The sequence below is a fragment of the Streptomyces sp. NPDC037100 genome, assembly GCF_055606225.1.
This window is the reverse complement of the sequence record NZ_JBVJSX010000002.1, coordinates 753679-779255: the sequence shown is the minus strand read 5'-3', so window position 1 is coordinate 779255 and position 25577 is coordinate 753679. Positions and strand designations below refer to the sequence as shown.

Below are 25577 nucleotides of genomic sequence, written 5' to 3'. Positions count from 1 at the left end.
TAGCTTCACCATTCGGCACACAGAAACCGGAGAAGTAGTGCCTACGATCCAGCAGCTGGTCCGCAAGGGCCGGCAGGACAAGGTCGAGAAGAACAAGACGCCCGCACTCGAGGGTTCCCCTCAGCGCCGGGGCGTCTGCACGCGTGTGTTCACGACCACCCCGAAGAAGCCGAACTCGGCCCTGCGTAAGGTCGCGCGTGTGCGTCTGACCAGCGGGATCGAGGTCACCGCTTACATTCCGGGTGAGGGACACAACCTGCAGGAGCACTCCATCGTGCTCGTGCGTGGCGGCCGTGTGAAGGACCTGCCGGGTGTTCGCTACAAGATCATCCGTGGCTCCCTCGACACCCAGGGTGTCAAGAACCGCAAGCAGGCCCGTTCCCGCTACGGCGCCAAGAAGGAGAAGTAAGAATGCCTCGTAAGGGCCCCGCCCCGAAGCGCCCGGTCATCATCGACCCGGTCTACGGTTCTCCTCTGGTCACGTCGCTCATCAACAAGGTGCTGCTGAACGGCAAGCGCTCCACCGCCGAGCGCATCGTCTACGGCGCCATGGAAGGTCTGCGTGAGAAGACGGGCAACGACCCGATCATCACGCTGAAGCGCGCGCTGGAGAACATCAAGCCGACCCTCGAGGTCAAGTCCCGCCGTGTCGGTGGTGCGACGTACCAGGTTCCGATCGAGGTCAAGCCCGGTCGCGCCAACACGCTCGCGCTGCGCTGGCTGGTCGGTTACTCCCGCGCCCGTCGCGAGAAGACCATGACCGAGCGTCTGCTCAACGAGCTTCTCGACGCCTCCAACGGCCTCGGTGCCGCTGTGAAGAAGCGCGAGGACACCCACAAGATGGCCGAGTCCAACAAGGCCTTCGCGCACTACCGCTGGTAGTCGCTACCCACATCGAGACCGAGAGAAGACTGAAGCCTTATGGCTACCACTTCACTTGACCTGGCCAAGGTCCGCAACATCGGGATCATGGCCCACATCGACGCGGGCAAGACGACCACCACCGAGCGGATCCTGTTCTACACCGGCGTGTCGTACAAGATCGGTGAGGTCCACGACGGCGCTGCCACCATGGACTGGATGGAGCAGGAGCAGGAGCGTGGCATCACGATCACGTCTGCTGCGACCACCTGTCACTGGCCGCTCGAGGACAACGACTACACCATCAACATCATCGACACCCCGGGTCACGTCGACTTCACCGTCGAGGTGGAGCGCTCCCTGCGCGTGCTCGACGGTGCCGTGACGGTGTTCGACGGTGTCGCCGGTGTCGAGCCGCAGTCCGAGACGGTGTGGCGTCAGGCCGACCGTTACGGCGTGCCGCGTATCTGCTTCGTCAACAAGCTGGACCGTACCGGCGCCGAGTTCCACCGCTGCGTGGACATGATCTCGGACCGCCTGGGCGCGCAGCCGCTGGTCATGCAGCTGCCGATCGGTGCGGAGGCGGACTTCAAGGGCGTCATCGACCTCGTGACGATGAAGGCCCTGGTCTGGTCGGCCGAGGCGACCAAGGGCGAGATGTACGACACCGTCGACATCCCGGACACCCACGCCGAGGCTGCCGAGGAGTACCGCGGCAAGCTGCTCGAGGCCGTCGCCGAGAACGACGAAGAGCTGATGGAGCTGTACCTGGAGGGCACCGAGCCCACCGTGGAGCAGCTCTACGCCGCGATCCGTCGTATCACCATCGCGTCCGGCAAGGGCGGCGGCACCACCGTCACCCCCGTGTTCTGCGGCACCGCGTTCAAGAACAAGGGCGTTCAGCCCCTGCTCGACGCGGTCGTGCGTTACCTGCCCACCCCGCTCGACGTCGAGGCCATCGAGGGTCACGACGTCAAGGACCCGGAGCAGGTCATCTCGCGCAAGCCGTCGGACGAGGAGCCCCTCGCCGCGCTCGCGTTCAAGATCATGAGCGACCCGCACCTCGGTAAGCTCACCTTCGTCCGCGTGTACTCCGGGCGCCTTCACTCCGGCACGGCCGTGCTGAACTCGGTGAAGGGCCGCAAGGAGCGCATCGGCAAGATCTACCGCATGCACGCCAACAAGCGTGAGGAGATCGAGTCGGTGGGCGCCGGCGACATCGTCGCCGTCATGGGCCTGAAGCAGACCACCACCGGTGAGACGCTGGCGGACGAGAAGAACCCGGTCATCCTGGAGTCCATGGACTTCCCGGCGCCGGTCATCGAGGTCGCCATCGAGCCCAAGTCGAAGGGCGACCAGGAGAAGCTCGGCGTCGCGATCCAGCGCCTGGCCGAGGAGGACCCCTCCTTCCAGGTGCACACCAACGAGGAGACCGGCCAGACCGTCATCGGCGGTATGGGCGAGCTTCACCTCGAGGTGCTCGTGGACCGCATGAAGCGCGAGTTCAAGGTCGAGGCCAACGTCGGCAAGCCGCAGGTCGCGTACCGTGAGACGATCCGCAAGGCCGTCGAGAAGGTCGAGTTCACCCACAAGAAGCAGACGGGTGGTACCGGCCAGTTCGCTCGCGTCATCATCGCGATCGAGCCGATCGAGGGTGGCGACGCCTCGTACGAGTTCATCAACAAGGTGACCGGTGGCCGTGTGCCGAAGGAGTACATCCCTTCGGTGGACGCCGGTGCGCAGGAGGCCATGCAGTTCGGCATCCTCGCCGGTTACGAGATGACCGGTGTGCGCGTGACGCTGCTCGACGGTGCCTACCACGAGGTGGACTCCTCCGAGCTCGCGTTCAAGATCGCCGGTTCGCAGGCCTTCAAGGAGGCCGCGCGCAAGGCCAGCCCTGTGCTGCTCGAGCCGATGATGGCCGTCGAGGTCACCACGCCCGAGGACTACATGGGTGAGGTCATCGGCGACATCAACTCCCGCCGTGGTCAGATCCAGGCCATGGAGGAGCGGGCCGGTGCCCGCGTCGTGAAGGGCCTCGTGCCCCTTTCGGAGATGTTCGGCTACGTCGGCGACCTGCGCAGCAAGACGTCCGGCCGTGCGAGCTACTCCATGCAGTTCGACTCCTACGCCGAGGTTCCCCGGAACGTCGCCGAGGAGATCATCGCGAAGGCCAAGGGCGAGTAACGCACCGCGTCTACACGCCGTAGGCTTGACTCCGGAGCCTTGAGGGGCATTCCACCGCAATCGCGGTGAGAGTGCCCCGGGGCCCGGGCTTTCCAGCAAAGATCACCTGGCGCCGATGAAGTAAGGCGTACCAGAACCACTCCCAGGAGGACCCCAGTGGCGAAGGCGAAGTTCGAGCGGACTAAGCCGCACGTCAACATCGGCACCATCGGTCACATCGACCACGGTAAGACGACCCTCACGGCCGCCATTACCAAGGTGCTGCACGACGCGTACCCGGACCTGAACGAGGCCTCGGCCTTCGACCAGATCGACAAGGCTCCTGAGGAGCGCCAGCGCGGTATCACCATCTCCATCGCGCACGTCGAGTACCAGACCGAGACGCGTCACTACGCCCACGTCGACTGCCCCGGTCACGCGGACTACATCAAGAACATGATCACGGGTGCGGCGCAGATGGACGGCGCCATCCTCGTGGTCGCCGCCACCGACGGCCCGATGCCGCAGACCAAGGAGCACGTGCTCCTGGCCCGCCAGGTCGGCGTTCCGTACATCGTCGTCGCCCTGAACAAGGCCGACATGGTGGACGACGAGGAGATCCTGGAGCTCGTCGAGCTCGAGGTCCGTGAGCTCCTTTCCGAGTACGAGTTCCCGGGCGACGACGTTCCCGTCGTCAAGGTCTCCGCTCTGAAGGCCCTCGAGGGCGACAAGGAGTGGGGCAACTCCGTCCTCGAGCTCATGAACGCCGTCGACACCGCGATTCCGGAGCCGGAGCGCGACGTCGACAAGCCGTTCCTCATGCCGATCGAGGACGTCTTCACGATCACCGGTCGCGGTACGGTCGTCACCGGCCGTATCGAGCGTGGTGTCCTGAAGGTCAACGAGACCGTCGACATCATCGGCATCAAGACCGAGAAGACCACCACCACGGTCACCGGCATCGAGATGTTCCGGAAGCTCCTCGACGAGGGCCAGGCCGGTGAGAACGTCGGTCTGCTCCTCCGTGGCATCAAGCGCGAGGACGTCGAGCGCGGCCAGGTCATCATCAAGCCGGGCTCGGTCACCCCGCACACCGAGTTCGAGGCGCAGGCCTACATCCTGTCCAAGGACGAGGGTGGCCGCCACACGCCGTTCTTCAACAACTACCGCCCGCAGTTCTACTTCCGTACGACGGACGTGACCGGCGTGGTGACCCTCCCCGAGGGCACCGAGATGGTCATGCCGGGTGACAACACCGAGATGAAGGTGGAGCTCATCCAGCCCGTCGCCATGGAAGAGGGCCTGAAGTTCGCCATCCGTGAGGGTGGCCGGACCGTGGGCGCCGGCCAGGTCACCAAGATCAACAAGTGAGTCTTCGGACTGGCTTGAGGGTCTACTGACCTGAGTGGCTCGAAGGGGCCCGTACGACTTCGGTCGTGCGGGCCCCTTTGCCGTGCCCAGGGTGGTCACTGCGGCAGGTCGGCGCGCGGGCGCGCCAAGGCCTGGGTGCGTTTCCTGCGGTCGGTCAGAAGCCCAGGTACGTGATCTGGACGACGTAGATCCGCTCGCGGCGGACGACGACCTGATACGTGAACATGCCGCCGGGGACGATGACGTCGCCGCCCTTCGGGTCGACGCTCTCATGCGTCTGTCCGTGGATGTGCAGGGCTTCGGCGGCCCTGACCAGCTCATCCGCCTTGCGTTCCACCTCCGCGAGGAAGCCGGTGGGAGCGGTTCGGGCCACTTCCTCCGCGCCGAAGGCGTACTCCCATTTCCAGCTCACTCGCGGACCGCGTTCATGGCTTCGTCCAGGACAGCGCTCAGTTCGCGCAGGGCCTCTTGGGCGATGGCGGGGTCCTCGTGCTCCAGGTTGCCCTTCGCGCGGGTGTAGCGGGTGGACAGGTCGGGACGCCGGGCGATCTCGATGTCCCGGGCCCAGGTCAGCACCCAGCTCTGCACAGGGCTGAGAGACTGCCACTCGACCGCCTTGGCGAAGGCGTCGTCCTTCGTGGCCTGCATCTCTTCCAGGCGAGCCGGATCGACAGCGGCGAGGGCCGCACGCAGGGCGTCCGGAGTGTGCTGAGGGCGGGGGGCCAGCTCATGTCCGTGGTCAGCCTGAGTGCTCATCGTGTCCACCTCCAAGGAGTGCCCCGGCCAGGCTATCCCGCCCGGATGGCGGGGGAGCGCGGCAGCGTGAGCGGCAGGTGCTCTCCTCATGCGGCCTCCAGGAGTTCGGTTCGACTGGCGCGGCAGTCGCGGCAGTGGCCGGGTTTCGGGGCGCGGAAGGCGCGGTCGCAGCCGTCGCAGGTCTGGAGGGGGTGCCGGGTGGGCGGCGGCGCCTGCCGTGCCCCGAAGGGCGGCGGTGGCGGCAGCTGGGCCGTGAGGCGGTGGGCGAGGAGGGCGGCCGGGCGGTGCAGGGGCTCCGGTGGGAGGTCCGTCGTCAGGGCGTGCCGTACGGCGGCCGGGGTGACGTCTCGTTCGAGCCAGGCGGCGACCCCCGGGGCGAGGTGGGCGGTGTCGCTCGTGGACAGGAGGAGGCGGGGGTCGTCGCGGCGGAGTCGGCTGAGGAGGTCCGTGGCCTGTTGAAGGAGGTCGGGGGCGGGGCAGGCCGGGCGCGGTACCGCGGGGAGGGGTGTGCCGCCGGGCTGCCTCGTCCGCTTCCTCGGGGCCGGGCGCGGGAGGTCCGTACGGCTGTGGCCCGGCTGATTGCAGGAGGTCGTGCGGGTGATGATCCGGCCGTCCGGGACGCGCTCGCGGGTGCGGCGCAGGTAGCCGTGCGTCTCCAGCTCGCGCAGGGCCGCGGCGATGCGGGTCGTGCCCTCCGGGAAGCGGGCGGCAAGGGACTTGATGTCGATACGGGCGCCCGCCGGGAGCGACTGGATGTGCACCGACAGCCCGATCGCGAGCAGGGACAGCTCCGGGTGCTGGGCCAGGTGGTTGCCGATCACCGTGAAGCGGGTGGTGTGGCGGGTGTTGTCGTGGACCAGGCCGGAGTGGGGGTGCCGCCGGTTCGGGTGTTTCTTTCGGGCAACCCCGGTGCGGGCGTGCGAGGGCACGTTAGGGTTCTGCGTATCCATCAGGAAGGTCTCTTCTTCCTCGGTGGTCAGGCCCTCGCCCTGGGATTGCCCGTCCCGGCGGGGGCCGTCGCATGTCTGCGGTTGTGTTGCGCTGAGCGTAGGGCAGGCAAGGACCCCCGAATCCAGCTGAGTTGGCGATGTTCACTCGCGAGGGTGAGGCAGCCCGGCGGCTGGGAGGAGGGGTGGGGTTTGGTCGGGTTCTTTCACCCTTGTGGTCCTTGGAGGAGGGCGCCTGTACCGCCGGAGCACGGACTTTCGGGCTCCGGTGAGAAGTCGATTTCGGCCCAGACGGTCTTGCGGGGCGGCAGTCCCCGGGTGACGCCCCAGCGATCGGCGAGTGTGTCGACCAGGAGGAGGCCCAGGCCGAGCCGGGCCGTCGGCAGCCGATCGGCGCGGGTGTCCGTCACCTCGATACGGAGAGTGTCGGCGACGACGTAGAGGAGCAGGCGGAAGTCGCGGCCGGGGGTGCGGCCGTGTGTCGCCGCGTTGACCGACAGCTCCGCGACGACTTGCCGCGCCGGGTCCAGTGGCAGTCCCCAGGAGCGCAGTTGTTCGGTGGCGAGGAGGCGTGCCAGGCGGGCGCCGCGTGGGGTGGGGGAGAGCTGGAGGCTGAACAGTGACTCAGCGGGTGCGTACGGTGACTGGCCGGACGGCGCTGCGGTCGGTCGCTCCGAGGGCGCGTTCAGTGGTCGGCCAACATCCGATCCGAAGCACCTGCGGACCCTTGAGCTGCGGTATGGCACCATCCGGGCGCAGGCTCTTACGCCGGGGGAGTCGCTGGCCTTCATCGAGCAAGCGCTGGGAGAAACATGATCCGCAAGGCTTCTGCCGAGGACGTCTCTGAACTGGGCTGGTTCAAAAGCAGTCACAGCGACGGCCCTGACGGCAACTCCTGCGTCGAGATCGCGATAGCACCCCACACCATCCACGTCCGGGACTCCAAACACGCCGCCCAGGGCCCCCGGCTCGCGCTCACGCCGGAGGCCTGGTCGGACTTCGTGGCCTCTGTTTAGCTGTCGTTCCGAAGGACGCTCACCGCGCGGTCGAACGCCGAGTCCCGCTTCTTGTCGAACTCCTCCTTCGTGAAGACCGGTTCGGTCAGGTGGGGCGGGATGCCCGTGCCGTCGTAGGTCCGGCCCGACCGGTTCAGGAACTCCTCGTTCGGGAGGATCGCCGTCATCCCGTTCGGCAGGTTGCGCTGCATGACGTCGGAGAACACACCCTGGGTCGGCTGCCCGACGCGAACCGTTCCGCCCGGACGGTCGATCAGGGCCTGCGTGAAGGTCTCACCCGCGCTGACGGTCGTGCCCGAGGTCAGTACGGCGATGGGCCCGGTGTAGCGGGGCCCGTCGGCCGGTACGACCCGGATGGGCTCGGGGCGGGTGTGCCGGCCAGGGTCGGTCGGGTGGTTCCGGGCGCGCTTGGCGTAGGCGACGTAGGACTTGTCCGTGAGGCGTTCGGCGATGTGGATGCCGAGGGCGTCGGAGCCGCCGCCGTTGATGCGCAGGTCGATGATCAGGCCCTTGAGCCGTTGGATGCGCTCGGTGGTGAGGATCGTGTCCAGGGCCTTGTCGAGTTCGGCGAGGTGGACGAGATAGGGGGCGCCGTCAGGGGCGTAACCGCCGAAGCCGGAGATGCGGAGGTAGCCCTGGCCGGCGGCGCGGCCGGCCAGGTCGGCGAAGGTGATGCGGCCGTTGGCGAAGTCCTGGCGGTACGGGGCGTTCTCGAGGTCGCGTTCGGTGATGAACTTCTTGACCTTGGTGTCCAGTTCCTCGCCGGGCGGTTGGGTGCCCGGGCGGACCTGGGCGAAGACCTGATCCCCGTCCCGGACGGCGACATGGGCGTCGTAGAGGGGCCGCACCATGTCGCTGAAGATGCCGAAGAGTTCCTTGCTGGTGGTGTCCTGGTGCACCTTCGGCCGGTACCGGTCCCTCATGTCCTGCCAGTCGACGCCCTTCGCGGCGAAGAAGGGGTAGTTCTCGGCGAAGGAGTGCCAGAAGACGTCGAAGGCGGTGCGGGGGTCCTGCGGGGTGGGGCGGGTGCATCCGGTCGGCAGTTCCTGGATCCGCCGCAGCGAGCGGTGTCCGACCGAGGTGTCGTAGCCCAGGGTGGCGCGGTTCCCGCCGGGGCCGGGCCGGACGGTCAGTGTGGCGCCGTCGGCGGTCGCGTACGTGCCGGGGCCGCTCCGCCGGGCACTGTCACCCTTGAGGCAGCTGACGGATGTCGTCTGGAACTCCTGGAGGGTGTCGCCGTCGAGGGAGAGGACGGTGCCGTAGCCGTCCATGCGCCAGAGGCCGTCGGTGCTCGGTTTGCCGGGGGTGGCCGCGGTGGCCGGTGCTGCCGCTGCCGCGGCGAGGGCCAGGGTGATGGCGGTGGCTGTGATGGTGCGCATGGTGGGTTCCCCCGTGGTGTGGTCGAGTGCCACCACGGTGGCTGGGGGAGGGGAGGGCCGGCCATCCGGCGGGCTGGTGGACGGGGATGGGGGCTACCCCCCCGACTTGTGCCGCCCTGCCAGGTCGTAACACTGGAGCATGACTTCGGAACCGGCGCGCGACGACCACCTCGATCCCGGCGCCGACACGATCGGTGACCACCCCGACCTGGACGCGATCGAGGAGCTGTGCTCGGGCTCGATCCCGGACGCCGTACTAACCGCCAGGGCGAGGGAGACGGTGCCACGACTCGTGGCGGAGGTCAGGCGCCTGCGGTGGCTCGTCGAGTACGGGGCGTGCCCAACGGCGGGCACCACGGGGACGGAGTTCGTGCTCCCCCTCGACGAGGAGACGCTCGGCTACTTCCGCGAGATGGTGGACGTGCTGGTGGAGCGCCTCGGTGTCCCCCCTGCGGAGGCGGTCGCCAGAGTCAACGCGGCGTACGGGACGCGGCAGTGGGTCGCCCTGGACCTCCAGCTCATGGGGCATGAGCTGCCCGAGTACTGGGCCTACGGTCTGTACTACGGCCAGGACGGCCGGGGCCGCAGCCCGGTCGGGGACCCGGTCGCGGACGCGGACATCGACTTCGCCACGCTCCCCGTACGCCCGGCACCGCCGAGGGACTCGCCCTTCTGGACGGTGCAGGAGCAGGAGCTCAAGGTGGTCGGTGAGCCGGCCGAGAGCCCATGAGCTCTGCACCGGCCTCGCCCATGGCTGTCGCCTGTCTCGTCCGTCCGTCTCACGCCGTTGGCCGTGGTCGCACCCGGCCCTCGCACGATGGGACGATGGCCGGACTTGTGATCGAGTGAACGGGAGGCCGGCGTCATGGCCCGCTACATGGAGACACTGACCGTCGAGCGCGGCGGTTTCCGGATCAAGGTGCCGGAGTCCTGGTGGGAGTTCGACGTGCGGCCGGACTCGCGGGACGACTCGATCCGCCGGATGGTGAGCGAACGGGTGCGGCAGCGCCCGGAGTTGGAGCAGCACCGCGGCACCTACATCGACTTCCTCCAGAAGGCCGCCGCGGACGCCTGGAAGTCGGGCGCGATGTACTGCGGCTGCATGGCGGAGAACTTCGGCGGGGACACGCCGATCACGGGTTCGGTGACCGTGTCGCTGGTGGGCGGCCGCAACGAGCGGGGCGAACCGCTGTCGAACGACCCTGCCGTCATCGCGGGCCAGCTCGCGGTCAAGGAGGCCAAGCGGGAGGGCGACTCCTGGCGGAAGGTCACGACGGTCGACATCCCCGGTGTCGGTCCGGCCGCACGCACGCAGGGCATCGAGGACATCGCCGTACCGGGTGACGCGCTCAACCGCACGATCCGGGCCGTGCTGATGCAGACGTACATCCCCGTGCCGGGGCAGGAGGGCAAGGTGGCCCTGGTCGCCGGCAGCAGCCAGGTCCTCGACCTCGCGGACTCCTTCTTCGACATCTTCGACGCGATCACGTCTACGTTCCGGTTCACGGGCTGATGTGGCGGTGTCTCGTGGGTGGGACTGGGAGAGCGGTGAGAGCCTGCTGAGGCTGGACGACCCGGGGGGAGTGGGACGCGGCCTTCGAGCGTGGTGAAGAGCGTCTCGGGGCGGTGATCGGCTTGGCGTTCCACTGCTCGCCGGCGGAGGTGTCTCCGCGGATCGCCCGGGCGATGCGACCGCCGGACACCGGTCAGCGGGGGTACGCCTTCACGGCGGCGGGTCACGCGGCCCGGCTGAACCGGGAGTTGACCCCGGAGCTCTACGCGGCCCTGCGCGCGGAGGGGCCCGGCGGAGTTGCCGAGCACCCCATCAGGGACACCTTGACCTTCGTACCCTTCCGGAAGCTGCCGCCGTGGTTCAAGCGGCGGTGGGTGTACGTGGCGGTGCGGGACAGGCTGGAAGCGTGGTGGCTGGGGTGTGTGTACGCCGTCGGGGATGCTTGGCGGGCCGTGCGCGGCCGTGGTGCCTGATGCCGCCCTGCACGGCTCACGATCCGGGCCCTGCCTTTTCGTCGAACGGCTGTGCCTTGTAAGTTCACGTGTGCATACGGTTGTTGACGTGGATGCGCGCGTGACGGGGGTTGCGGTATGGCAGGGCACAGGCCTTCGGACTGGCATGTCCTGGATCTGGACAAGGATCCGACCCCTGGCGACCCCCAACGGGTACGCACACTCGCGAAGCACCTGCACGACTTCGCCGACGACGTCTCCGACGCGCTGCGCTTGGTCAAGGGGATGGCGGGCGAGGGCACGCTCCTGGAGTGGGCGGGCAAGTCGGCCGACGTCTTCAAGGAGGACTTCGCGGATGTCCCGAAGAACCTCAAGAAGCTGAAGAAGTCCTATGAGATGTGCGGCGACGCGCTGGCGGACTTCTGGCCGAAGCTGGAGCGCGCGCAGTCGCTGGCGGACAAGGCCCTGCGCAAGGGCCGCGAGGCGCGGGACAGCCTCTCCTCGGCCCAGTCCCGCCTCACCTCGGCCGACTCGTGGGTGACGAGGGCGGGCAAGGAGGCGGACAAGTACAAAGACGACCCGACGGGCAGCAAGTCGGACGCGGACAAGCCGGACGAGGCGAAAGTGCGGGCGGCGACCCGGGACGTCCAGCACGCCAAGTCCGCCCAGACCAAGGCCCAGTCGGACGTCTCCGACGCGCAGGACGCCCTTGCCGCGGCGAAGAAGATGGCCGAGGACGCGCGCAAGATGCGCGAGGAGGCCGCCCGCGAGGCGAAGTCGAAGATCGACGAGGCCTCGGACGCCGGCATCCAGAACCGGTCGTGGTGGGAGGAGGTCGGCGACTGGTTCGTAGACAACTGGGACACCATCGTCGCGGTCTGCAAGGTCGTTGTGACGGTGGTCGGTATCGTCGCGATGATCATCGGTGGTCCGATCCTGGGCGCGATCGTGCTGATCGCCGCCGCGGTCGTGCTCGCCGACACGCTCTATAAATACTCCAAGGGCCAAGCATCCCTATGGGACGTGGGGTTCGCCGCGCTGGACTGCATCCCGGGTATGAAGGGGCTGACCACGCTCGGCGGACTCGCCAAAGGCCTCAAGGCTCTGGGCAAGACGGGTCTCAAGGGAATGGCCATGGGCCTCAAGGGCATGGGGCCACGCCTGAAAGGCCTCGGCCGACAGATGAAGAACCTCTTCACCTGCGGTGATCCCATTGACATGGCCACTGGTCAGATGGTCATGTCGATCACCGACGTACACCTGCCCGGCGTCCTGCCCCTGGTGCTCGAGCGCAGTCACCGCACCGGGGTGAGAGCGGGTGGCTGGTTCGGGACCAGTTGGACCTCCACCCTGGACCAGAGACTGCTGCTCGAAGAGGGCGGCATCCGGTTCGTCGGAGCAGACGGGACGGTGCTCTACTACACGGTCCCCGAGCCGGGTGAGTCGATGAGGCCGTTGATCGGCCCCCACTGGCCGCTCAGCTGGGACGGTGCGCCCGACGCCCACATCACCGTGAGACAGCCCGAGACCGGAACGACACTCAACTTCAGTCGTGTGCAAGGCGGAGCTGACTCAGTACTCCCGTTGGTCGGCATAGTGGACCGCAACGGCAACGCCATCGCCGTCCACTACGACGCGGACGGGACTCCGCGCGAGCTTGTCCACCACGGCGGATACCGCATCGGCATCACCACCGCATCGGGCCGTGTGACCGCGCTCGACCTCCTCAGCGACCCTGCCGAGCCCAGGCTCCTTTCTTACGAATACGACGAGCTCGGCCGCCTCGCCGGCGTGGTCGACTCCTCCTCGGTTCCCCAGCGCTACAGCTACGACGACGAGCAGCGAGTCACCGGCTGGCAGAGCAGGGACGGTCACTGGTACCGCTACGCCTACGACGACATCGGCCGCTGTGTCCGCACCGGCGGTGACACCGGGGTCCTCGCCTACTCATACGCGTATGACGACGACACGCGCACCACTGTGGCGACGGACTCTCTCGGTCACTCCGTCACGTACACGTTCACCGAAGACCTCCGGCCCGTCCGAGAGACCGATCCGCTGGGGCATACGGTCACCCGGAGTTGGGACGATCACGGGCGTCTCGTGAAGCTCACCGATCAGCTTGGCCGCACCACGAACTTCCACTACGGCCCCGAGGGCGACGTCACGGAGATCGTTCGCCCGGACGGCGGGGTGGTCCGTAAGGAGTACGACGAGCACGGCTACGTCACGAAGGTGACCCAGCCCGACGGCAGCGCATGGGAAGCGGCCTACGACGCGAAGGGCAACCGGGTCGCCGTGATCGACCCACTGGGTGCGACCACGTCCTTCACCTTCGACGAATGCGGGGGACTCACCGGCATCACAGACGCCCTGGGCTGCCGTCAGCAGACCATGGTCAACGACGAAGCCGGCCTCCTTGTCGGCACTACGGACGCGCTGGGCGCGAGCAGTACCTTCACGCGCGACGCCTTCGGACGCATCACCGAACTCACCGACACTTTCGGGCAGACCACGCGCGTCGGCTGGACCATCGAGGGCCAGATCTCATGGCGGCATCTCCCCAACGGGACCACGGAGCGCTGGTCGTACGACGCTGAAGGCAACCCACTGGAGTACCGGTCCTCGAACGGCCGCCGCACCACGTACGAGAACACCCACTTCGACCTGTGCACCTTGCGGGAGCACGGGGACGGGAGTTCGGAACGCTTTGAGTACGACACGGAACTGAGACTGCGCAGCGTCACCAATGCGGCAGGCCAGACCTGGGTCTACGCGTACGACGGTGTCGGCCGGCTCGTCTCCGAGACCGATGTCAACGGCCGCACTCTGACCTACCGCTACGACGCGGCGGGTCAGTTGGTGGAACGGACCAACGGCGCGGGCGAGACCACCCGGTTCAGCCACGACCTGCTCGGCAACGTCGTCAGCATGGAGACGGGCGGCAGTACCACGACGTATGAGTACGACCTGCTCGGCAGGCTGGTCCGGGCCCGTAACGCGGACATCGATCTCAGCCGGGAACACGACGGGGCCGGCCGGCTGCTCGCCGAGTCGTGGAACGGTCGGGAAGTACGGTCCGAATACGACCTCACCGGGCGTCGCACCGCACGCAGGACACCGAGCGGCGCGCTCACCAGGTGGACGTACGAGCCGGAGCGCCGCGCGTTGGTGCAGCAGGTCGGCAGCCATGACATCGACTTCCAGTACGACGTCGCAGGCCGCGAGATCGCACGAGTGCTGGGCGACGCCGCGAGGCTGACCCATGAGTGGGACGCGGAGCGGCTGCGCACGAAGCAGAGCGTCGTCACGGCTGGTGGGGAGGCTCGGCAGCGCGTATTCCAGCACCGGCCCGATGGCGCGCTGACGGCGGTGACGGACTCCCGCCGCGGCGAGCGCGCCTTCATTCTCGACCGTGCTGGACGAGTGACCGCCGCACGGGGCGGGGCCGAGTGGGACGAGGCGTACGAGTACGACGTACTGGGCAACCTGACCTCATCCCGCACCACGGGACCGGTGCGGGATGAGGAGACCGATTCCGGAAACCGCACCTACTCCGGCACCCTCATCGAGCGAGCGGGCCGCACGTCCTACCGTCACGACGGGCAGGGACGGGTGGTACGGCGTATCACCCGCCTGCTGAGCGGCGGCAGACGGGAGTGGCGCTACCACTGGAACGCCGAGGACCAGCTCACGGACGTCCTGACTCCGGACGGCCGTCACTGGCGCTACGTCTATGACCCGGTCGGTCGGCGAGTCGGAAAGCAGTTGCTGGCGGACGACGAGACAACGGTGCTCGAGCAGGTGTCGTTCTTCTGGGACGGCGACGACCTTGCGGAACAGACGGACGGCACGGTCAGCACGTCGTGGGACTGGCTCGACGGGTCGTCTCCGATCAGCCAGCGGGTACGCGCGACCGGCCCCGTCGAACCGGACACGCCGCAGGACGAGATCGACGAGCGTTTCTATGCCATTGTCACCGACCTGCTGGGCACACCGACGGAACTCATCGACGCCGACGGGAACGTCGTCTGGACCCAGACATCAACACTTTGGGGTGTCCCCGTCGACCTGCCCGGCGAGGGACGGGTCGACTGCCCGCTCCGATTCCCCGGGCAGTACTTCGACGCGGAAACCGGGCTGCATTACAACCATCACCGCTATTACGAGCCCGGCACGGCGCGTTACATCAGTCCGGATCCGCTGGGACGGACTCCGGCACCGAACCACCATGCCTATGTGAAGAACCCGCTGCAGTGGAAGGATCCGCTGGGGCTGAAGGCTCCGTGCATGGTGGACCTCTACCACGGCACGCTCGGGAATCACGCAGACAATATCTTGGCGAATGGTATCGACATTCACGCGTCGACCCGCAAGATGGACTTCGGGCGTGGTGGCTTCTACGTCACCAACGATCCGAAGCAGGCACTGGACTGGGCCAAGAAGCTGGCGGAGCGGAACGGCGGTGTACCTGCCGTCATCCATTTCAAGGTTCCGAAGGCCGAGTTGGACAGTCTGAGCAGCAAGATATTCAATGGGCCGGGTGACGATGTGGCGGACTTCATCCGCCATCACCGCAATGGCGGTGCCATGCACAACCATGAGCTGGTGGAGGGGCCGATGCTCCTCAACCTCAAGGGGTTCCTGCGTGGCGGTAAGCCGCCCGTCCTCGAGGGGCACCAGATCGCCATCTTCGGTGACCGGGCCGCCGAGCTGTTCTCCAATTCCATTCATCGACGAGTAGGGCCGCCTACATCATGACCGCAGAATTCCTTATGCGCCTCGACGAGGGCATGCTCGAGTATTTCCGAGACATGGCGGACGAAATGGTGTCGAGGTTCGGCATCTCCCGAGCCGAGGCCGTGGCAAGGATCAACGAGCGGTACCAAGACTCCGAAATTTCTTCGTATCCGGATCTCATGTGCCATGAGTTTCCGGAGTACTGGGCTTATGGCCTGTACTACCACCCGGATGACTCGGGCCGACTGCCGACCGGCGACGAGGACGACGATGAGTCCATCGACTTCTCTGCCCTGAAGGTACGCCCCGCTCCCGAACCGGGCTCGCCCGCCTGGACGATCAAGGACTGAGATGCGGCCCAGGCTTCCGCACCCTGAATTGCCGCGGACCGAACCAGTCGGGGGTGCAGAGAGCTCCCAGTCGCTCAGGCGGGGATGGATGCGGAACACGGCCAGGGGCCGGTCGGACATGTGACTGGTCCCGGCAGACCAAGGAAGTGCTGCGGCGCGCAGGCTGGCGGCCCGGTCGTTCGGTGCCGACCGACACCTGGGAGGCGATCCTTGGCGAACGCGGCTCCTTCGTGGCCCACGAGGCAGCACGCCGGTTCCTCTCCGAGTTCGGCGGGCTGGTGACCTACGGCTGGCCTGCTGATTCGATCACCACTTCGTCTGCTATCCGGTTCGATCCCCATCGCGCGCAGTGGCAGCACGAGCGGTTCGCGAAGGCGAGCCGAGAAGCCGGGGCCCTCCTCTACCCCGTGGGCACCGCGGACGAAGGTGCCAGTTTCCGGGGGCTCGCCGAGGACGGAGCTCTCCACCTCATGAGGGATCGTGTGGAACGGCTTGCCCCGAGCAACCTGTACCCGATCGGCATGCGCGATTGCGGGAACCAGCACCTGGCCATGGCGGCGGACGGCTCGGTGTACGCAGGCATGGACAGCGTTTGGCTGCTGGCCCCCAGCGGCGACGAGGCATTGCAGAGGCTCACCGGCCGGATGCGGAGAGAGGCCTGAGCGGCAGTGGTGAACAACCCCGTATCGGCGCCGATCTCCAGCTGACCCGGCTGCTTCAGGCCCTCGTCACCGCCGCCCTCGCCGCCGGCACCGAGCCGGGGGAGGGAGCCGTCGGGATCGCGGAGATCCTCCGTGTCGCATGCGGCCTGGCCGAACCGGGCCGTGCCGGGGTCACCTCCGCCGATCCGGGCCGTGCCGGGATCACGCCCTCCGACGTCCACCGCATGTGGCGCGTCGCCCACGTCCCCGCCATCCTCCGCCCGGCGTCCGACGCACCCGACTGGGGGAAGGCCGGCTACCGGGCCTACGACGCAGAGCTGGAGCGGCTCCTGGAGGGGCAGGGGCCCGGGCCCGTCCGGCCTTGTGTTTGACCTACGTCACGCCCGGGGTATTCTCCTCGGCTCGATTGGCGTCGGCCCTGCCCCATATGGCAGACTGTCCGAGTTGCTCGGTCGAGTGTTGATGCTGCGCGCCTCCCGCCGGGAGGACCGGAAGCGAGTCCCACAGTACTCGTCGCCCTAACTGCCACCACGGCAGCGCTGGGGCGGACGTACGGGAATCTTTCGGGAAGTGTCAGTGCGGCACCGGCCAGGCACCCGGTGGGCCTTCGCCCCCGGCCCGCGGTTCCGGAAGGGCCGTGTGCATTCCCGGCAGGGATGTTCGAACCAAGGGACATCTGTGTCAGCGGAAGTGCGACACGCCCGACCGCGTGGGTCGGAGGAACGAAGGCAGCAGAAGGAATCCACCGGGTTCCAGAGCGTTAGAGAGACAGGACTACTGAGTAGCCATGGCGGGACAGAAGATCCGCATCCGGCTCAAGGCCTACGACCACGAGGTCATCGACTCTTCGGCGAAGAAGATCGTCGAGACGGTGACGCGCACTGGTGCGTCGGTCGCAGGCCCGGTGCCGCTGCCCACTGAGAAGAACGTGTACTGCGTCATCAAGTCGCCGCACAAGTACAAGGACTCGCGCGAGCACTTCGAGATGCGCACGCACAAGCGCCTGATCGACATCCTCGACCCGACCCCCAAGACCGTTGACTCTCTGATGCGACTCGACCTCCCGGCCGGTGTCGACATCGAGATCAAGCTCTGAGGGCTGGTGATCTGAGAATGGCTAAGCAGATCAAGGGCATCCTGGGCGAGAAGCTCGGCATGACGCAGGTGTGGGACGCGAACAACCGTGTTGTTCCGGTCACCGTCGTCAAGGCCGGCCCCAACGTCGTCACCCAGGTCCGCACGAACGACGTCGACGGCTACGAGTCCGTCCAGATCGCGTTCGGCGAGATCGACCCGCGCAAGGTGAACAAGCCCCTCAAGGGCCACTTCGCCAAGGCCGACGTCACTCCCCGCCGCCACCTCGTCGAGATCCGTACCGCTGACGCCAGCGAGTACACCCTCGGCCAGGAGATCACCGCTGAGGTGTTCGAGGCCGGCCTCAAGGTCGACGTGACCGGCAAGAGCAAGGGCAAGGGCTTCGCCGGTGTCATGAAGCGTCACAACTTCAAGGGCCTCGGCGCCGGACACGGCACCCAGCGCAAGCACCGCTCCCCCGGTTCCATCGGTGGCTGCGCCACCCCGGGCCGTGTGTTCAAGGGCCTCCGCATGGCGGGTCGTATGGGCAACGAGCGGGTCACCACCCAGAACCTGACCGTCCACGCCGTTGACGCGGAGAAGGGTCTGCTGCTCATCAAGGGCGCGGTTCCTGGTCCGAACGGCGGCCTCGTCCTGGTCCGCACCGCGGCCAAGGGGGCCTGAGGTAATGAGCACTGTTGACATCCTTTCGCCGGCGGGCGACAAGGCCGGTTCCGTCGAACTCCCCGCGGAGATCTTCGACGTCGAGAAGGTCAGCATCCCGCTGATCCACCAGGTCGTCGTCGCGCAGCTGGCCGCTGCCCGTCAGGGCACGCACAAGACCAAGACCCGTGGCGAGGTCCGCGGCGGTGGCAAGAAGCCGTACCGCCAGAAGGGCACCGGTCGCGCCCGTCAGGGTTCGACCCGCGCGCCGCAGTTCGCCGGTGGTGGCGTCGTGCACGGTCCCGTGCCGCGTGACTACTCGCAGCGGACCCCGAAGAAGATGAAGGCCGCGGCTCTGCGCCACGCCCTCACCGACCGGGCCCGCCACAACCGCATCCACGTCGTCTCCGGCGTCGTCGAGGGTGACAACCCGTCGACGAAGGCCGCCAAGACGCTGTTCGGCAAGATCTCGGAGCGCAAGAACCTGCTCCTGGTCGTCGACCGCGCCGACGAGGCCGCGTGGCTGTCCGCACGCAACCTGCCCCAGATCCACATCCTGGAGCCGGGCCAGCTGAACACGTACGACGTTCTCGTCTCGGACGACGTGGTCTTCACCCAGGCCGCCTTCGAGTCCTTCGTGTCCGGCACGCCTAGTGCCGAGCGGATCAATGACACCGAAGGGAGCGAGGTCTGATGGCCATCCGTCACCCCGCTATCGCCTCCAAGGCGGCGAAGAAGGCCAAGGCCGCGCGCGTCGCCAAGGCGCGCCGCCACGCCGCCGAGGGCAAGAACACCGTCGAGACCCCGCTGAGCAAGTCCTTCACGGACCCCCGTGACGTGCTGCTCAAGCCGGTCGTCTCCGAGAAGAGCTACGCGCTCCTCGACGAGGGCAAGTACACGTTCGTCGTGGACCCGAGCGCCAACAAGACCCAGATCAAGCAGGCCGTCCAGGCGGTCTTCTCGGTCAAGGTCACCGGGGTCAACACGATCAACCGCCAGGGCAAGCGCAAGCGGACCCGCACCGGCTTCGGCCAGCGCGCGTCCACCAAGCGCGCGATCGTGACCCTCGCTGAGGGCGACCGTATCGACATCTTCGGCGGTCCGACCGCCTAAGGGCGGTCCGGATCGTCCGATATCGGACGAGGACTGAGAAATGGGAATCCGCAAGTACAAGCCGACTACGCCGGGCCGTCGTGGCTCCAGCGTCGCCGACTTCGTCGAGGTCACGCGGTCCACGCCGGAGAAGTCGTTGGTCCGCCCCCTGCACAGCAAGGGTGGCCGTAACAACTCCGGTCGTGTGACCGTCCGCCACCAGGGCGGTGGCCACAAGCGCGCCTACCGCGTGATCGACTTCCGTCGTCACGACAAGGACGGCGTGCCGGCGAAGGTCGCGCACATCGAGTACGACCCCAACCGCACCGCGCGCATCGCGCTCCTGCACTACGCGGACGGCGAGAAGCGCTACATCCTCGCGCCGCGTGGCCTGAGCCAGGGCGACCGCGTCGAGAACGGTCCCGGGGCCGACATCAAGCCGGGCAACAACCTTGCCCTGCGCAACATCCCGGTCGGTACCACGCTGCACGCCATCGAGCTGCGTCCGGGCGGCGGCGCGAAGTTCGCCCGCTCCGCCGGCGCCTCGGTGCAGCTGCTCGCGAAGGAGGGCTCGATGGCCCACCTCCGCATGCCGTCCGGTGAGATCCGCCTGGTCGACCAGCGCTGCCGCGCCACGGTCGGCGAGGTGGGCAACGCCGAGCAGAGCAACATCAACTGGGGTAAGGCGGGCCGTAAGCGCTGGCTGGGCGTTCGCCCGACCGTGCGTGGTGTGGTCATGAACCCGGTGGACCACCCGCACGGTGGTGGCGAAGGCCGTACCTCGGGTGGTCGCCACCCGGTGTCCCCCTGGGGCAAGAAGGAAGGCCGTACTCGTTCGCCCAAGAAGGCGTCGAACAAGTACATCGTCCGCCGCCGCAAGACGAACAAGAAGCGCTAAGGACGGGTTGAGATGCCTCGTAGCTTGAAGAAGGGGCCCTTCGTCGACGACCACCTGATCAAGAAGGTGGACGCACAGAACGAAGCCGGCACCAAGAACGTCATCAAGACCTGGTCCCGTCGCTCCATGATCGTGCCGGCCATGCTCGGCCACACGCTCGCGGTGCACAACGGCAAGACCCACATTCCGGTGTTCGTCACCGAGTCGATGGTCGGCCACAAGCTCGGCGAGTTCTCGCCGACGCGCACCTTCCGGGGTCACGTCAAGGACGACCGGAAGTCGAAGCGCCGCTAAGCGCGGGGTGGAATGACCATGACAGACACTGGAAGGACAACCATGGAAGCCAGGGCCCAGGCGCGGTACATCCGCGTCACGCCCATGAAGGCCCGCCGCGTGGTGGACCTCATCCGTGGCCTCGACGCCACGGAGGCTCAGGCGGTCCTGCGTTTCGCCCCGCAGGCCGCGAGCCAGCCGGTCGGCAAGGTGCTTGACAGCGCCATCGCCAACGCCGCGCACAACTACGACCACACCGATGTCGACAGCCTCTTCGTCTCCGAGGCCTACGTCGACGAGGGCCCGACCCTGAAGCGGTTCCGTCCGCGTGCCCAGGGCCGCGCCTACCGGATCCGCAAGCGGACCAGCCACATCACCGTGGTCGTCAGCAGCAAGGAAGGAACCCGGTAATGGGCCAGAAGGTAAACCCGCACGGGTTCCGGCTCGGTGTCACGACCGACTTCAAGTCGCGTTGGTACGCCGACAAGCTGTACAAGGACTACGTCAAGGAAGACGTCGCCATCCGTCGGATGATGACGTCCGGCATGGAGCGCGCCGGCATCTCCAAGGTCGAGATCGAGCGCACCCGTGACCGCGTGCGTGTGGACATCCACACCGCTCGTCCGGGCATCGTCATCGGCCGCCGTGGCGCCGAGGCCGACCGCATCCGCGGTGACCTCGAGAAGCTCACGGGCAAGCAGGTCCAGCTGAACATCCTCGAGGTCAAGAACCCCGAGACCGACGCTCAGCTGGTTGCCCAGGCCGTCGCCGAGCAGCTCTCCTCCCGCGTCTCCTTCCGCCGCGCCATGCGTAAGAGCATGCAGTCGGCGATGAAGGCCGGCGCCAAGGGCATCAAGATCCAGTGCGGTGGCCGCCTCGGTGGCGCCGAGATGTCCCGCTCGGAGTTCTACCGCGAGGGCCGCGTGCCCCTGCACACGCTCCGCGCGAACGTGGACTACGGCTTCTTCGAGGCCAAGACGACCTTCGGCCGCATCGGCGTGAAGGTCTGGATCTACAAGGGCGACGTCAAGAACATCGCCGAGGTCCGCGCCGAGAACGCCGCTGCCCGTGCGGGTAACCGCCCGGCCCGCGGCGGCGCCGACCGCCCGGCCCGTGGTGGCCGCGGTGGCGAGCGTGGCGGGCGCGGTCGCAAGCCGCAGCAGGCTGCCGGCGCCGAGGCCCCCAAGGCCGAGGCTCCCGCGTCCGCCGCTCCGGCTGAGAGCACCGGAACGGAGGCCTGACCGTCATGCTGATCCCCCGTAGGGTCAAGCACCGCAAGCAGCACCACCCCAAGCGCAACGGCATGTCCAAGGGTGGCACGCAGGTCGCGTTCGGCGAGTACGGCATCCAGGCGCTGACCCCGGCGTACGTGACGAACCGCCAGATCGAGGCCGCTCGTATCGCCATGACCCGCCACATCAAGCGTGGCGGCAAGGTCTGGATCAACATCTACCCGGACCGCCCCCTCACCAAGAAGCCCGCCGAGACCCGCATGGGTTCCGGTAAGGGTTCTCCTGAGTGGTGGATCGCCAACGTCAAGCCCGGACGCGTGATGTTCGAGCTGTCGTACCCCAACGAGAAGATCGCGCGCGAGGCCCTGACCCGTGCGGCTCACAAGCTGCCGATGAAGTGCAAGATCGTCAAGCGCGAGGCAGGTGAAGCGTGATGTCGGCCGGTACCAAGGCGTCCGAGCTGCGCGAGCTGGGCAACGAGGAGCTCCTCAACAAGCTCCGCGAGGCCAAGGAAGAGCTGTTCAACCTCCGCTTCCAGGCGGCGACGGGCCAGCTCGAGAACCACGGCCGGCTCAAGGCCGTCCGTAAGGACATCGCGCGGATCTACACCCTGATGCGTGAGCGCGAGCTGGGCATCGAGACGGTGGAGAGCGCCTGATGAGCGAGAGCAACGTGACTGAAGAGACCAAGACGGACCGCGGTTTCCGCAAGACCCGTGAGGGTCTGGTCGTCAGCGACAAGATGGACAAGACCGTCGTCGTCGCCGTCGAGGACCGCGTCAAGCACGCGCTGTACGGCAAGGTCATCCGCCGTACGAGCAAGCTCAAGGCCCACGACGAGCAGAACGCCGCGGGCGTCGGCGACCGCGTCCTCCTCATGGAGACCCGGCCGCTGTCCGCGACGAAGCGCTGGCGCGTCGTCGAGATCCTCGAGAAGGCCAAGTAATTCCCGCGAGGGAATTCCGAAGGCAAGCACATCCCTCCTAGGGGGACTCCCTAGGAATCGTTCCGCCAGGCTCGGGGCGGGGTGCGCCACGCACTCCGCCCCGGGAACCGGCAGACAATCAGGAGATAGACGTGATCCAGCAGGAGTCGCGGCTGCGTGTCGCCGACAACACTGGTGCGAAGGAAATCCTTTGCATCCGTGTGCTCGGTGGCTCCGGTCGCCGCTACGCGGGTATCGGTGACGTCATCGTCGCCACCGTCAAGGACGCGATCCCCGGTGGCAACGTGAAGAAGGGTGACGTCGTCAAGGCGGTCATCGTTCGCACCGTCAAGGAGCGCCGCCGTCCGGACGGCTCGTACATCCGCTTCGACGAGAACGCCGCTGTCATTCTCAAGAACGACGGCGACCCTCGCGGCACCCGTATCTTCGGCCCGGTCGGCCGTGAGCTGCGCGAGAAGAAGTTCATGAAGATCATCTCGCTCGCGCCGGAGGTGCTGTAAGCATGAAGATCAAGAAGGGCGACCTGGTCCAGGTCATCACCGGTAAGGACAAGGGCAAGCAGGGCAAGGTCATTGCCGCTTACCCGCGCGACGAGCGCGTCCTGGTCGAGGGTGTCAACCGGGTCAAGAAGCACACCAAGGCCGGTCCGACGGCTCGCGGTTCGCAGGCCGGCGGCATCGTCACCACCGAGGCGCCGATCCACGTCTCCAACGTCCAGCTGGTCGTGGAGAAGGACGGCAACAAGGTCGTGACCCGCGTCGGTTACCGCTTCGACGACGAAGGCAACAAGATCCGCGTTGCCAAGCGGACGGGTGAGGACATCTGATGACGACCACCACCAGCCCGCGTCTGAAGCAGAAGTACCGTGAGGAGATCACGGGCAAGCTGCGTGACGAGTTCAAGTACGAGAACGTCATGCAGATCCCCGGTCTCGTCAAGATCGTGGTCAACATGGGTGTGGGCGACGCCGCCCGCGACTCCAAGCTGATCGAGGGTGCCATCAAGGACCTCACCACGATCACCGGTCAGAAGCCGGCCGTCACCAAGGCCCGCAAGTCCATCGCGCAGTTCAAGCTGCGTGAGGGCCAGCCGATCGGTGCCCACGTCACGCTTCGTGGCGACCGCATGTGGGAGTTCCTGGACCGCACCCTGTCGCTCGCGCTGCCGCGCATCCGCGACTTCCGCGGCCTGTCCCCCAAGCAGTTCGACGGCCGTGGCAACTACACCTTCGGTCTCACGGAGCAGGTCATGTTCCACGAGATCGACCAGGACAAGATCGACCGCACCCGGGGTATGGACATCACCGTGGTGACCACGGCGACCAACGACGCTGAGGGCCGCGCGCTCCTTCGTCACCTCGGCTTCCCCTTCAAGGAGGCGTGAGCGAGATGGCGAAGAAGGCTCTGATCGCTAAGGCTGCTCGCAAGCCCAAGTTCGGTGTGCGTGGCTACACCCGTTGCCAGCGCTGCGGCCGCCCGCACTCCGTGTACCGCAAGTTCGGCCTCTGCCGCGTGTGCCTTCGTGAGATGGCTCACCGTGGCGAGCTGCCGGGCGTGACCAAGAGCTCCTGGTAATCCCCCTAATAAGGGATTCGCAGGGCTCTCGGTAAGCACGTAGGGGTGGCAGGACGCCCGGCCCGCATGGCTTAGGCTTGTGGGGTTGGGCGTCTGCCGCCGCCCTTATGCCGCGGACACCTGTCCGCTCATTGAATGCTTACTACGCCGTAGGTCCACCGCGCCGCACCCGTCCCGTCTCGGATCGGGGAGAGGGATGGCGCACCAGGAAACCCCGGCGAGAGAGGCCGAAGGCCAATTCATGACCATGACTGATCCGATCGCAGACATGCTGACGCGTCTGCGGAACGCGAACTCGGCATACCACGACTCCGTGACGATGCCGGCGTCCAAGATCAAGTCGCACATCGCGGAGATCCTCCAGCAGGAGGGCTTCATCACGGGCTGGAAGGTCGAGGACGCCGAGGTCGGCAAGAACCTCGTCCTGGAGCTGAAGTTCGGCCCCAACCGTGAGCGCTCCATCGCGGGCATCAAGCGGATCTCCAAGCCCGGTCTCCGGGTGTACGCGAAGTCCACCAACCTGCCGAAGGTTCTGGGCGGCCTGGGCGTGGCCATCATCTCCACGTCCCACGGTCTCCTGACCGACAAGCAGGCGCAGAAGAAGGGCGTGGGTGGGGAAGTCCTCGCCTACGTCTGGTAATTCGGGAACGGAGGAGAGACAGCAATGTCGCGTATCGGCAAGCTCCCCATCCCGGTTCCCGCCGGCGTGGACGTCACCATCGACGGCCGTACGGTCTCGGTCAAGGGCCCCAAGGGCGAACTGACCCACACCGTCATCGCGCCGATCGACATCGCGAAGGCCGAGGACGGCACCCTTCAGGTGCTGCGGCCGAACGACGAGCGGCAGAGCAAGGCCCTGCACGGCCTGTCCCGCACGCTGGTGGCGAACATGATCACCGGTGTGACCACGGGATACGTCAAGAAGCTCGAAATCAGCGGTGTCGGCTACCGTGTCCTGGCCAAGGGCTCCAACCTGGAGTTCTCCCTGGGCTACAGCCACCCGATCCTGGTCGAGGCCCCCGAGGGCATCACCTTCAAGGTGGAGTCCCCGACCCGTTTCTCGGTCGAGGGCATCGACAAGCAGAAGGTCGGCGAGGTTGCGGCCAACATCCGCAAGCTGCGCAAGCCCGACCCGTACAAGGCCAAGGGCGTCAAGTACGAGGGCGAAGTCATCCGCCGCAAGGTCGGAAAGGCGGGTAAGTAAGCCATGGCATACGGGCAGAAGATCCTTAAGGGCGACGCCTACAAGCGCGCCGCGATCAAGCGCCGCCACATTCGTATCCGTAAGCACATCAACGGTACGGCGGAGCGTCCGCGTCTGGTCGTTACCCGCTCGAACCGCCACATCGTGGCCCAGGTGATCGACGACATCAAGGGTCACACCCTTGCGTCGGCGTCCACCCTGGACACCTCGATCCGCGGTGGCGAGGGCGACAAGTCCGCGCAGGCCAAGCAGGTCGGCGCCCTGGTCGCCGAGCGCGCCAAGGCCGCCGGTGTCGAGGCCGTCGTGTTCGACCGTGGTGGTAACCAGTACGCGGGGCGCATCGCCGCCCTGGCGGACGCCGCCCGCGAGGCCGGACTCAAGTTCTGAGTCGGTTCCGTAGCTAGCGGAA

Annotated in this window: 35 protein-coding genes and 1 pseudogene; 31 read left to right on the top strand and 5 right to left on the bottom strand. The window is 67.1% G+C overall.

Going from position 1 to position 25577, the window contains the following annotated elements:
- Positions 1-37 precede the first annotated feature (37 nt).
- From rpsL to tuf, 4 genes are all read left to right on the top strand, one after another.
- Positions 38-409, top strand: coding sequence for a 30S ribosomal protein S12 (rpsL, locus tag ACZ7EG_RS08730; protein WP_003948652.1), 372 nt, complete (start codon positions 38-40; stop codon positions 407-409).
- A gap of 2 nt (positions 410-411) precedes the next feature.
- Positions 412-882, top strand: coding sequence for a 30S ribosomal protein S7 (gene rpsG / locus ACZ7EG_RS08725; RefSeq protein ID WP_003992340.1), 471 nt, complete (start codon positions 412-414; stop codon positions 880-882).
- Between the two features lie 39 nt (positions 883-921).
- Positions 922-3048, top strand: coding sequence for an elongation factor G (fusA, locus tag ACZ7EG_RS08720; protein ID WP_471074204.1), 2127 nt, complete (start codon positions 922-924; stop codon positions 3046-3048).
- A gap of 156 nt (positions 3049-3204) precedes the next feature.
- Positions 3205-4398, top strand: a complete 1194-nt coding sequence (tuf, locus tag ACZ7EG_RS08715) for an elongation factor Tu (RefSeq protein WP_033308978.1) — start codon at positions 3205-3207, stop codon at positions 4396-4398.
- Between the two features lie 154 nt (positions 4399-4552).
- Here the strand turns inward: tuf and ACZ7EG_RS08710 are convergent, their stop codons facing one another.
- The 4 genes from ACZ7EG_RS08710 to ACZ7EG_RS08695 form a co-directional block, all read right to left on the bottom strand.
- Entirely contained in the window at positions 4553-4810 is a 258-nt protein-coding gene (locus ACZ7EG_RS08710; RefSeq protein WP_471074201.1) for a hypothetical protein, read from the bottom strand.
- Positions 4807-5154, bottom strand: coding sequence for a hypothetical protein (locus tag ACZ7EG_RS08705; RefSeq protein WP_471074198.1), 348 nt, complete (start codon positions 5152-5154; stop codon positions 4807-4809). Before ACZ7EG_RS08705 ends, ACZ7EG_RS08710 begins: the two co-directional genes overlap by 4 nt.
- Before the next feature lie 86 nt (positions 5155-5240).
- Positions 5241-6104 carry a helix-turn-helix domain-containing protein gene (locus ACZ7EG_RS08700; RefSeq protein WP_471074195.1) on the bottom strand — a complete coding sequence of 288 codons (864 nt, stop codon included), beginning with the start codon at positions 6102-6104 and terminating at the stop codon, positions 5241-5243.
- Between the two features lie 203 nt (positions 6105-6307).
- Positions 6308-6721: an ATP-binding protein gene (locus ACZ7EG_RS08695; protein WP_471074878.1), complete on the bottom strand. Its 414-nt coding sequence runs from the start codon at positions 6719-6721 to the stop codon at positions 6308-6310.
- A gap of 25 nt (positions 6722-6746) precedes the next feature.
- Between ACZ7EG_RS08695 and ACZ7EG_RS08690 the strand changes: the two are divergent.
- A pseudogene (locus ACZ7EG_RS08690) lies at positions 6747-6917 on the top strand (Scr1 family TA system antitoxin-like transcriptional regulator); the annotation flags it as partial.
- The gene (locus ACZ7EG_RS08685) at positions 6914-7117 is read left to right on the top strand and encodes a DUF397 domain-containing protein (RefSeq protein WP_471074193.1); all 204 of its coding nucleotides are present in this window, start codon (positions 6914-6916) and stop codon (positions 7115-7117) included. The pseudogene ACZ7EG_RS08690 and the gene ACZ7EG_RS08685, both read left to right, overlap by 4 nt.
- Here the strand turns inward: ACZ7EG_RS08685 and ACZ7EG_RS08680 are convergent.
- Positions 7114-8496: a S41 family peptidase gene (locus ACZ7EG_RS08680; RefSeq protein WP_471074190.1), complete on the bottom strand. Its 1383-nt coding sequence runs from the start codon at positions 8494-8496 to the stop codon at positions 7114-7116. The two genes, ACZ7EG_RS08685 and ACZ7EG_RS08680, sit on opposite strands and share 4 nt — an antisense overlap.
- Positions 8497-8635: 139 nt before the next feature.
- Between ACZ7EG_RS08680 and ACZ7EG_RS08675 the strand changes: the two genes are divergently transcribed.
- From ACZ7EG_RS08675 to rplR, 25 genes are all read left to right on the top strand, one after another.
- Positions 8636-9226, top strand: coding sequence for a hypothetical protein (locus tag ACZ7EG_RS08675; protein WP_471074187.1), 591 nt, complete (start codon positions 8636-8638; stop codon positions 9224-9226).
- Positions 9227-9361: 135 nt separating this feature from the next.
- On the top strand, positions 9362-10009 hold the full coding sequence (locus ACZ7EG_RS08670) for a hypothetical protein (protein ID WP_471074184.1): 648 nt from the start codon (positions 9362-9364) through the stop codon (positions 10007-10009).
- A gap of 173 nt (positions 10010-10182) precedes the next feature.
- Entirely contained in the window at positions 10183-10482 is a 300-nt protein-coding gene (locus ACZ7EG_RS08665) for a hypothetical protein (RefSeq protein ID WP_471074181.1), read from the top strand.
- A gap of 117 nt (positions 10483-10599) precedes the next feature.
- Positions 10600-15222, top strand: coding sequence for a DUF6531 domain-containing protein (locus ACZ7EG_RS08660; protein WP_471074178.1), 4623 nt, complete (start codon positions 10600-10602; stop codon positions 15220-15222).
- Positions 15219-15551 (top strand): hypothetical protein, encoded by a 333-nt coding sequence (locus ACZ7EG_RS08655; RefSeq protein WP_471074175.1) that lies wholly within the window; start codon positions 15219-15221, stop codon positions 15549-15551. Before ACZ7EG_RS08660 ends, ACZ7EG_RS08655 begins: the two co-directional genes overlap by 4 nt.
- Positions 15552-15733: 182 nt before the next feature.
- Positions 15734-16213, top strand: coding sequence for an SUKH-3 domain-containing protein (locus ACZ7EG_RS08650; RefSeq protein WP_471074172.1), 480 nt, complete (start codon positions 15734-15736; stop codon positions 16211-16213).
- On the top strand, positions 16144-16584 hold the full coding sequence (locus tag ACZ7EG_RS08645; protein ID WP_471074169.1) for a hypothetical protein: 441 nt from the start codon (positions 16144-16146) through the stop codon (positions 16582-16584). Before ACZ7EG_RS08650 ends, ACZ7EG_RS08645 begins: the two co-directional genes overlap by 70 nt.
- A 416-nt stretch (positions 16585-17000) precedes the next feature.
- A complete protein-coding gene (gene rpsJ, locus ACZ7EG_RS08640) occupies positions 17001-17309 on the top strand; it encodes a 30S ribosomal protein S10 (protein WP_003948644.1) in 309 nt (102 codons plus the stop codon).
- Between the two features lie 17 nt (positions 17310-17326).
- A complete protein-coding gene (gene rplC, locus ACZ7EG_RS08635; RefSeq protein WP_030839681.1) occupies positions 17327-17971 on the top strand; it encodes a 50S ribosomal protein L3 in 645 nt (214 codons plus the stop codon).
- 4 nt (positions 17972-17975) lie between these two features.
- On the top strand, positions 17976-18644 hold the full coding sequence (gene rplD, locus ACZ7EG_RS08630; protein ID WP_471074166.1) for a 50S ribosomal protein L4: 669 nt from the start codon (positions 17976-17978) through the stop codon (positions 18642-18644).
- Positions 18644-19063, top strand: coding sequence for a 50S ribosomal protein L23 (gene rplW / locus ACZ7EG_RS08625; RefSeq protein ID WP_031105224.1), 420 nt, complete (start codon positions 18644-18646; stop codon positions 19061-19063). The genes rplD and rplW overlap by 1 nt, the downstream gene beginning before the upstream one ends.
- A 40-nt stretch (positions 19064-19103) precedes the next feature.
- Entirely contained in the window at positions 19104-19940 is an 837-nt protein-coding gene (rplB, locus tag ACZ7EG_RS08620; RefSeq protein ID WP_031141294.1) for a 50S ribosomal protein L2, read from the top strand.
- 12 nt (positions 19941-19952) lie between these two features.
- Entirely contained in the window at positions 19953-20234 is a 282-nt protein-coding gene (gene rpsS, locus ACZ7EG_RS08615; RefSeq protein WP_003992359.1) for a 30S ribosomal protein S19, read from the top strand.
- Between the two features lie 42 nt (positions 20235-20276).
- Complete coding sequence (gene rplV, locus ACZ7EG_RS08610) at positions 20277-20624, top strand: 50S ribosomal protein L22 (protein ID WP_053674521.1); 348 nt, start codon at positions 20277-20279, stop codon at positions 20622-20624.
- The gene (gene rpsC, locus ACZ7EG_RS08605; protein ID WP_059424834.1) at positions 20624-21454 is read left to right on the top strand and encodes a 30S ribosomal protein S3; all 831 of its coding nucleotides are present in this window, start codon (positions 20624-20626) and stop codon (positions 21452-21454) included. The genes rplV and rpsC overlap by 1 nt, the downstream gene beginning before the upstream one ends.
- 5 nt (positions 21455-21459) lie before the next feature.
- On the top strand, positions 21460-21879 hold the full coding sequence (gene rplP, locus ACZ7EG_RS08600; protein ID WP_003992362.1) for a 50S ribosomal protein L16: 420 nt from the start codon (positions 21460-21462) through the stop codon (positions 21877-21879).
- Positions 21879-22103, top strand: a complete 225-nt coding sequence (gene rpmC / locus ACZ7EG_RS08595; RefSeq protein WP_010036720.1) for a 50S ribosomal protein L29 — start codon at positions 21879-21881, stop codon at positions 22101-22103. Before rplP ends, rpmC begins: the two co-directional genes overlap by 1 nt.
- Positions 22103-22390, top strand: coding sequence for a 30S ribosomal protein S17 (rpsQ, locus tag ACZ7EG_RS08590; protein ID WP_030839660.1), 288 nt, complete (start codon positions 22103-22105; stop codon positions 22388-22390). The genes rpmC and rpsQ overlap by 1 nt, the downstream gene beginning before the upstream one ends.
- Positions 22391-22521: 131 nt before the next feature.
- The gene (rplN, locus tag ACZ7EG_RS08585) at positions 22522-22890 is read left to right on the top strand and encodes a 50S ribosomal protein L14 (protein WP_003998823.1); all 369 of its coding nucleotides are present in this window, start codon (positions 22522-22524) and stop codon (positions 22888-22890) included.
- A 2-nt stretch (positions 22891-22892) separates the two neighbouring features.
- Complete coding sequence (gene rplX / locus ACZ7EG_RS08580) at positions 22893-23216, top strand: 50S ribosomal protein L24 (RefSeq protein ID WP_053674523.1); 324 nt, start codon at positions 22893-22895, stop codon at positions 23214-23216.
- A complete protein-coding gene (gene rplE, locus ACZ7EG_RS08575) occupies positions 23216-23773 on the top strand; it encodes a 50S ribosomal protein L5 (RefSeq protein ID WP_003992366.1) in 558 nt (185 codons plus the stop codon). The genes rplX and rplE overlap by 1 nt, the downstream gene beginning before the upstream one ends.
- 5 nt (positions 23774-23778) lie before the next feature.
- Positions 23779-23964 carry a type Z 30S ribosomal protein S14 gene (locus ACZ7EG_RS08570; protein WP_003948630.1) on the top strand — a complete coding sequence of 62 codons (186 nt, stop codon included), beginning with the start codon at positions 23779-23781 and terminating at the stop codon, positions 23962-23964.
- Positions 23965-24205: 241 nt separating this feature from the next.
- Positions 24206-24604, top strand: a complete 399-nt coding sequence (rpsH, locus tag ACZ7EG_RS08565) for a 30S ribosomal protein S8 (RefSeq protein ID WP_030839654.1) — start codon at positions 24206-24208, stop codon at positions 24602-24604.
- 24 nt (positions 24605-24628) lie between these two features.
- Complete coding sequence (rplF, locus tag ACZ7EG_RS08560) at positions 24629-25168, top strand: 50S ribosomal protein L6 (RefSeq protein ID WP_053674524.1); 540 nt, start codon at positions 24629-24631, stop codon at positions 25166-25168.
- A 3-nt stretch (positions 25169-25171) separates the two neighbouring features.
- Entirely contained in the window at positions 25172-25555 is a 384-nt protein-coding gene (gene rplR / locus ACZ7EG_RS08555) for a 50S ribosomal protein L18 (RefSeq protein WP_007494754.1), read from the top strand.
- The last annotated feature ends 22 nt before the right edge of the window (positions 25556-25577 follow it).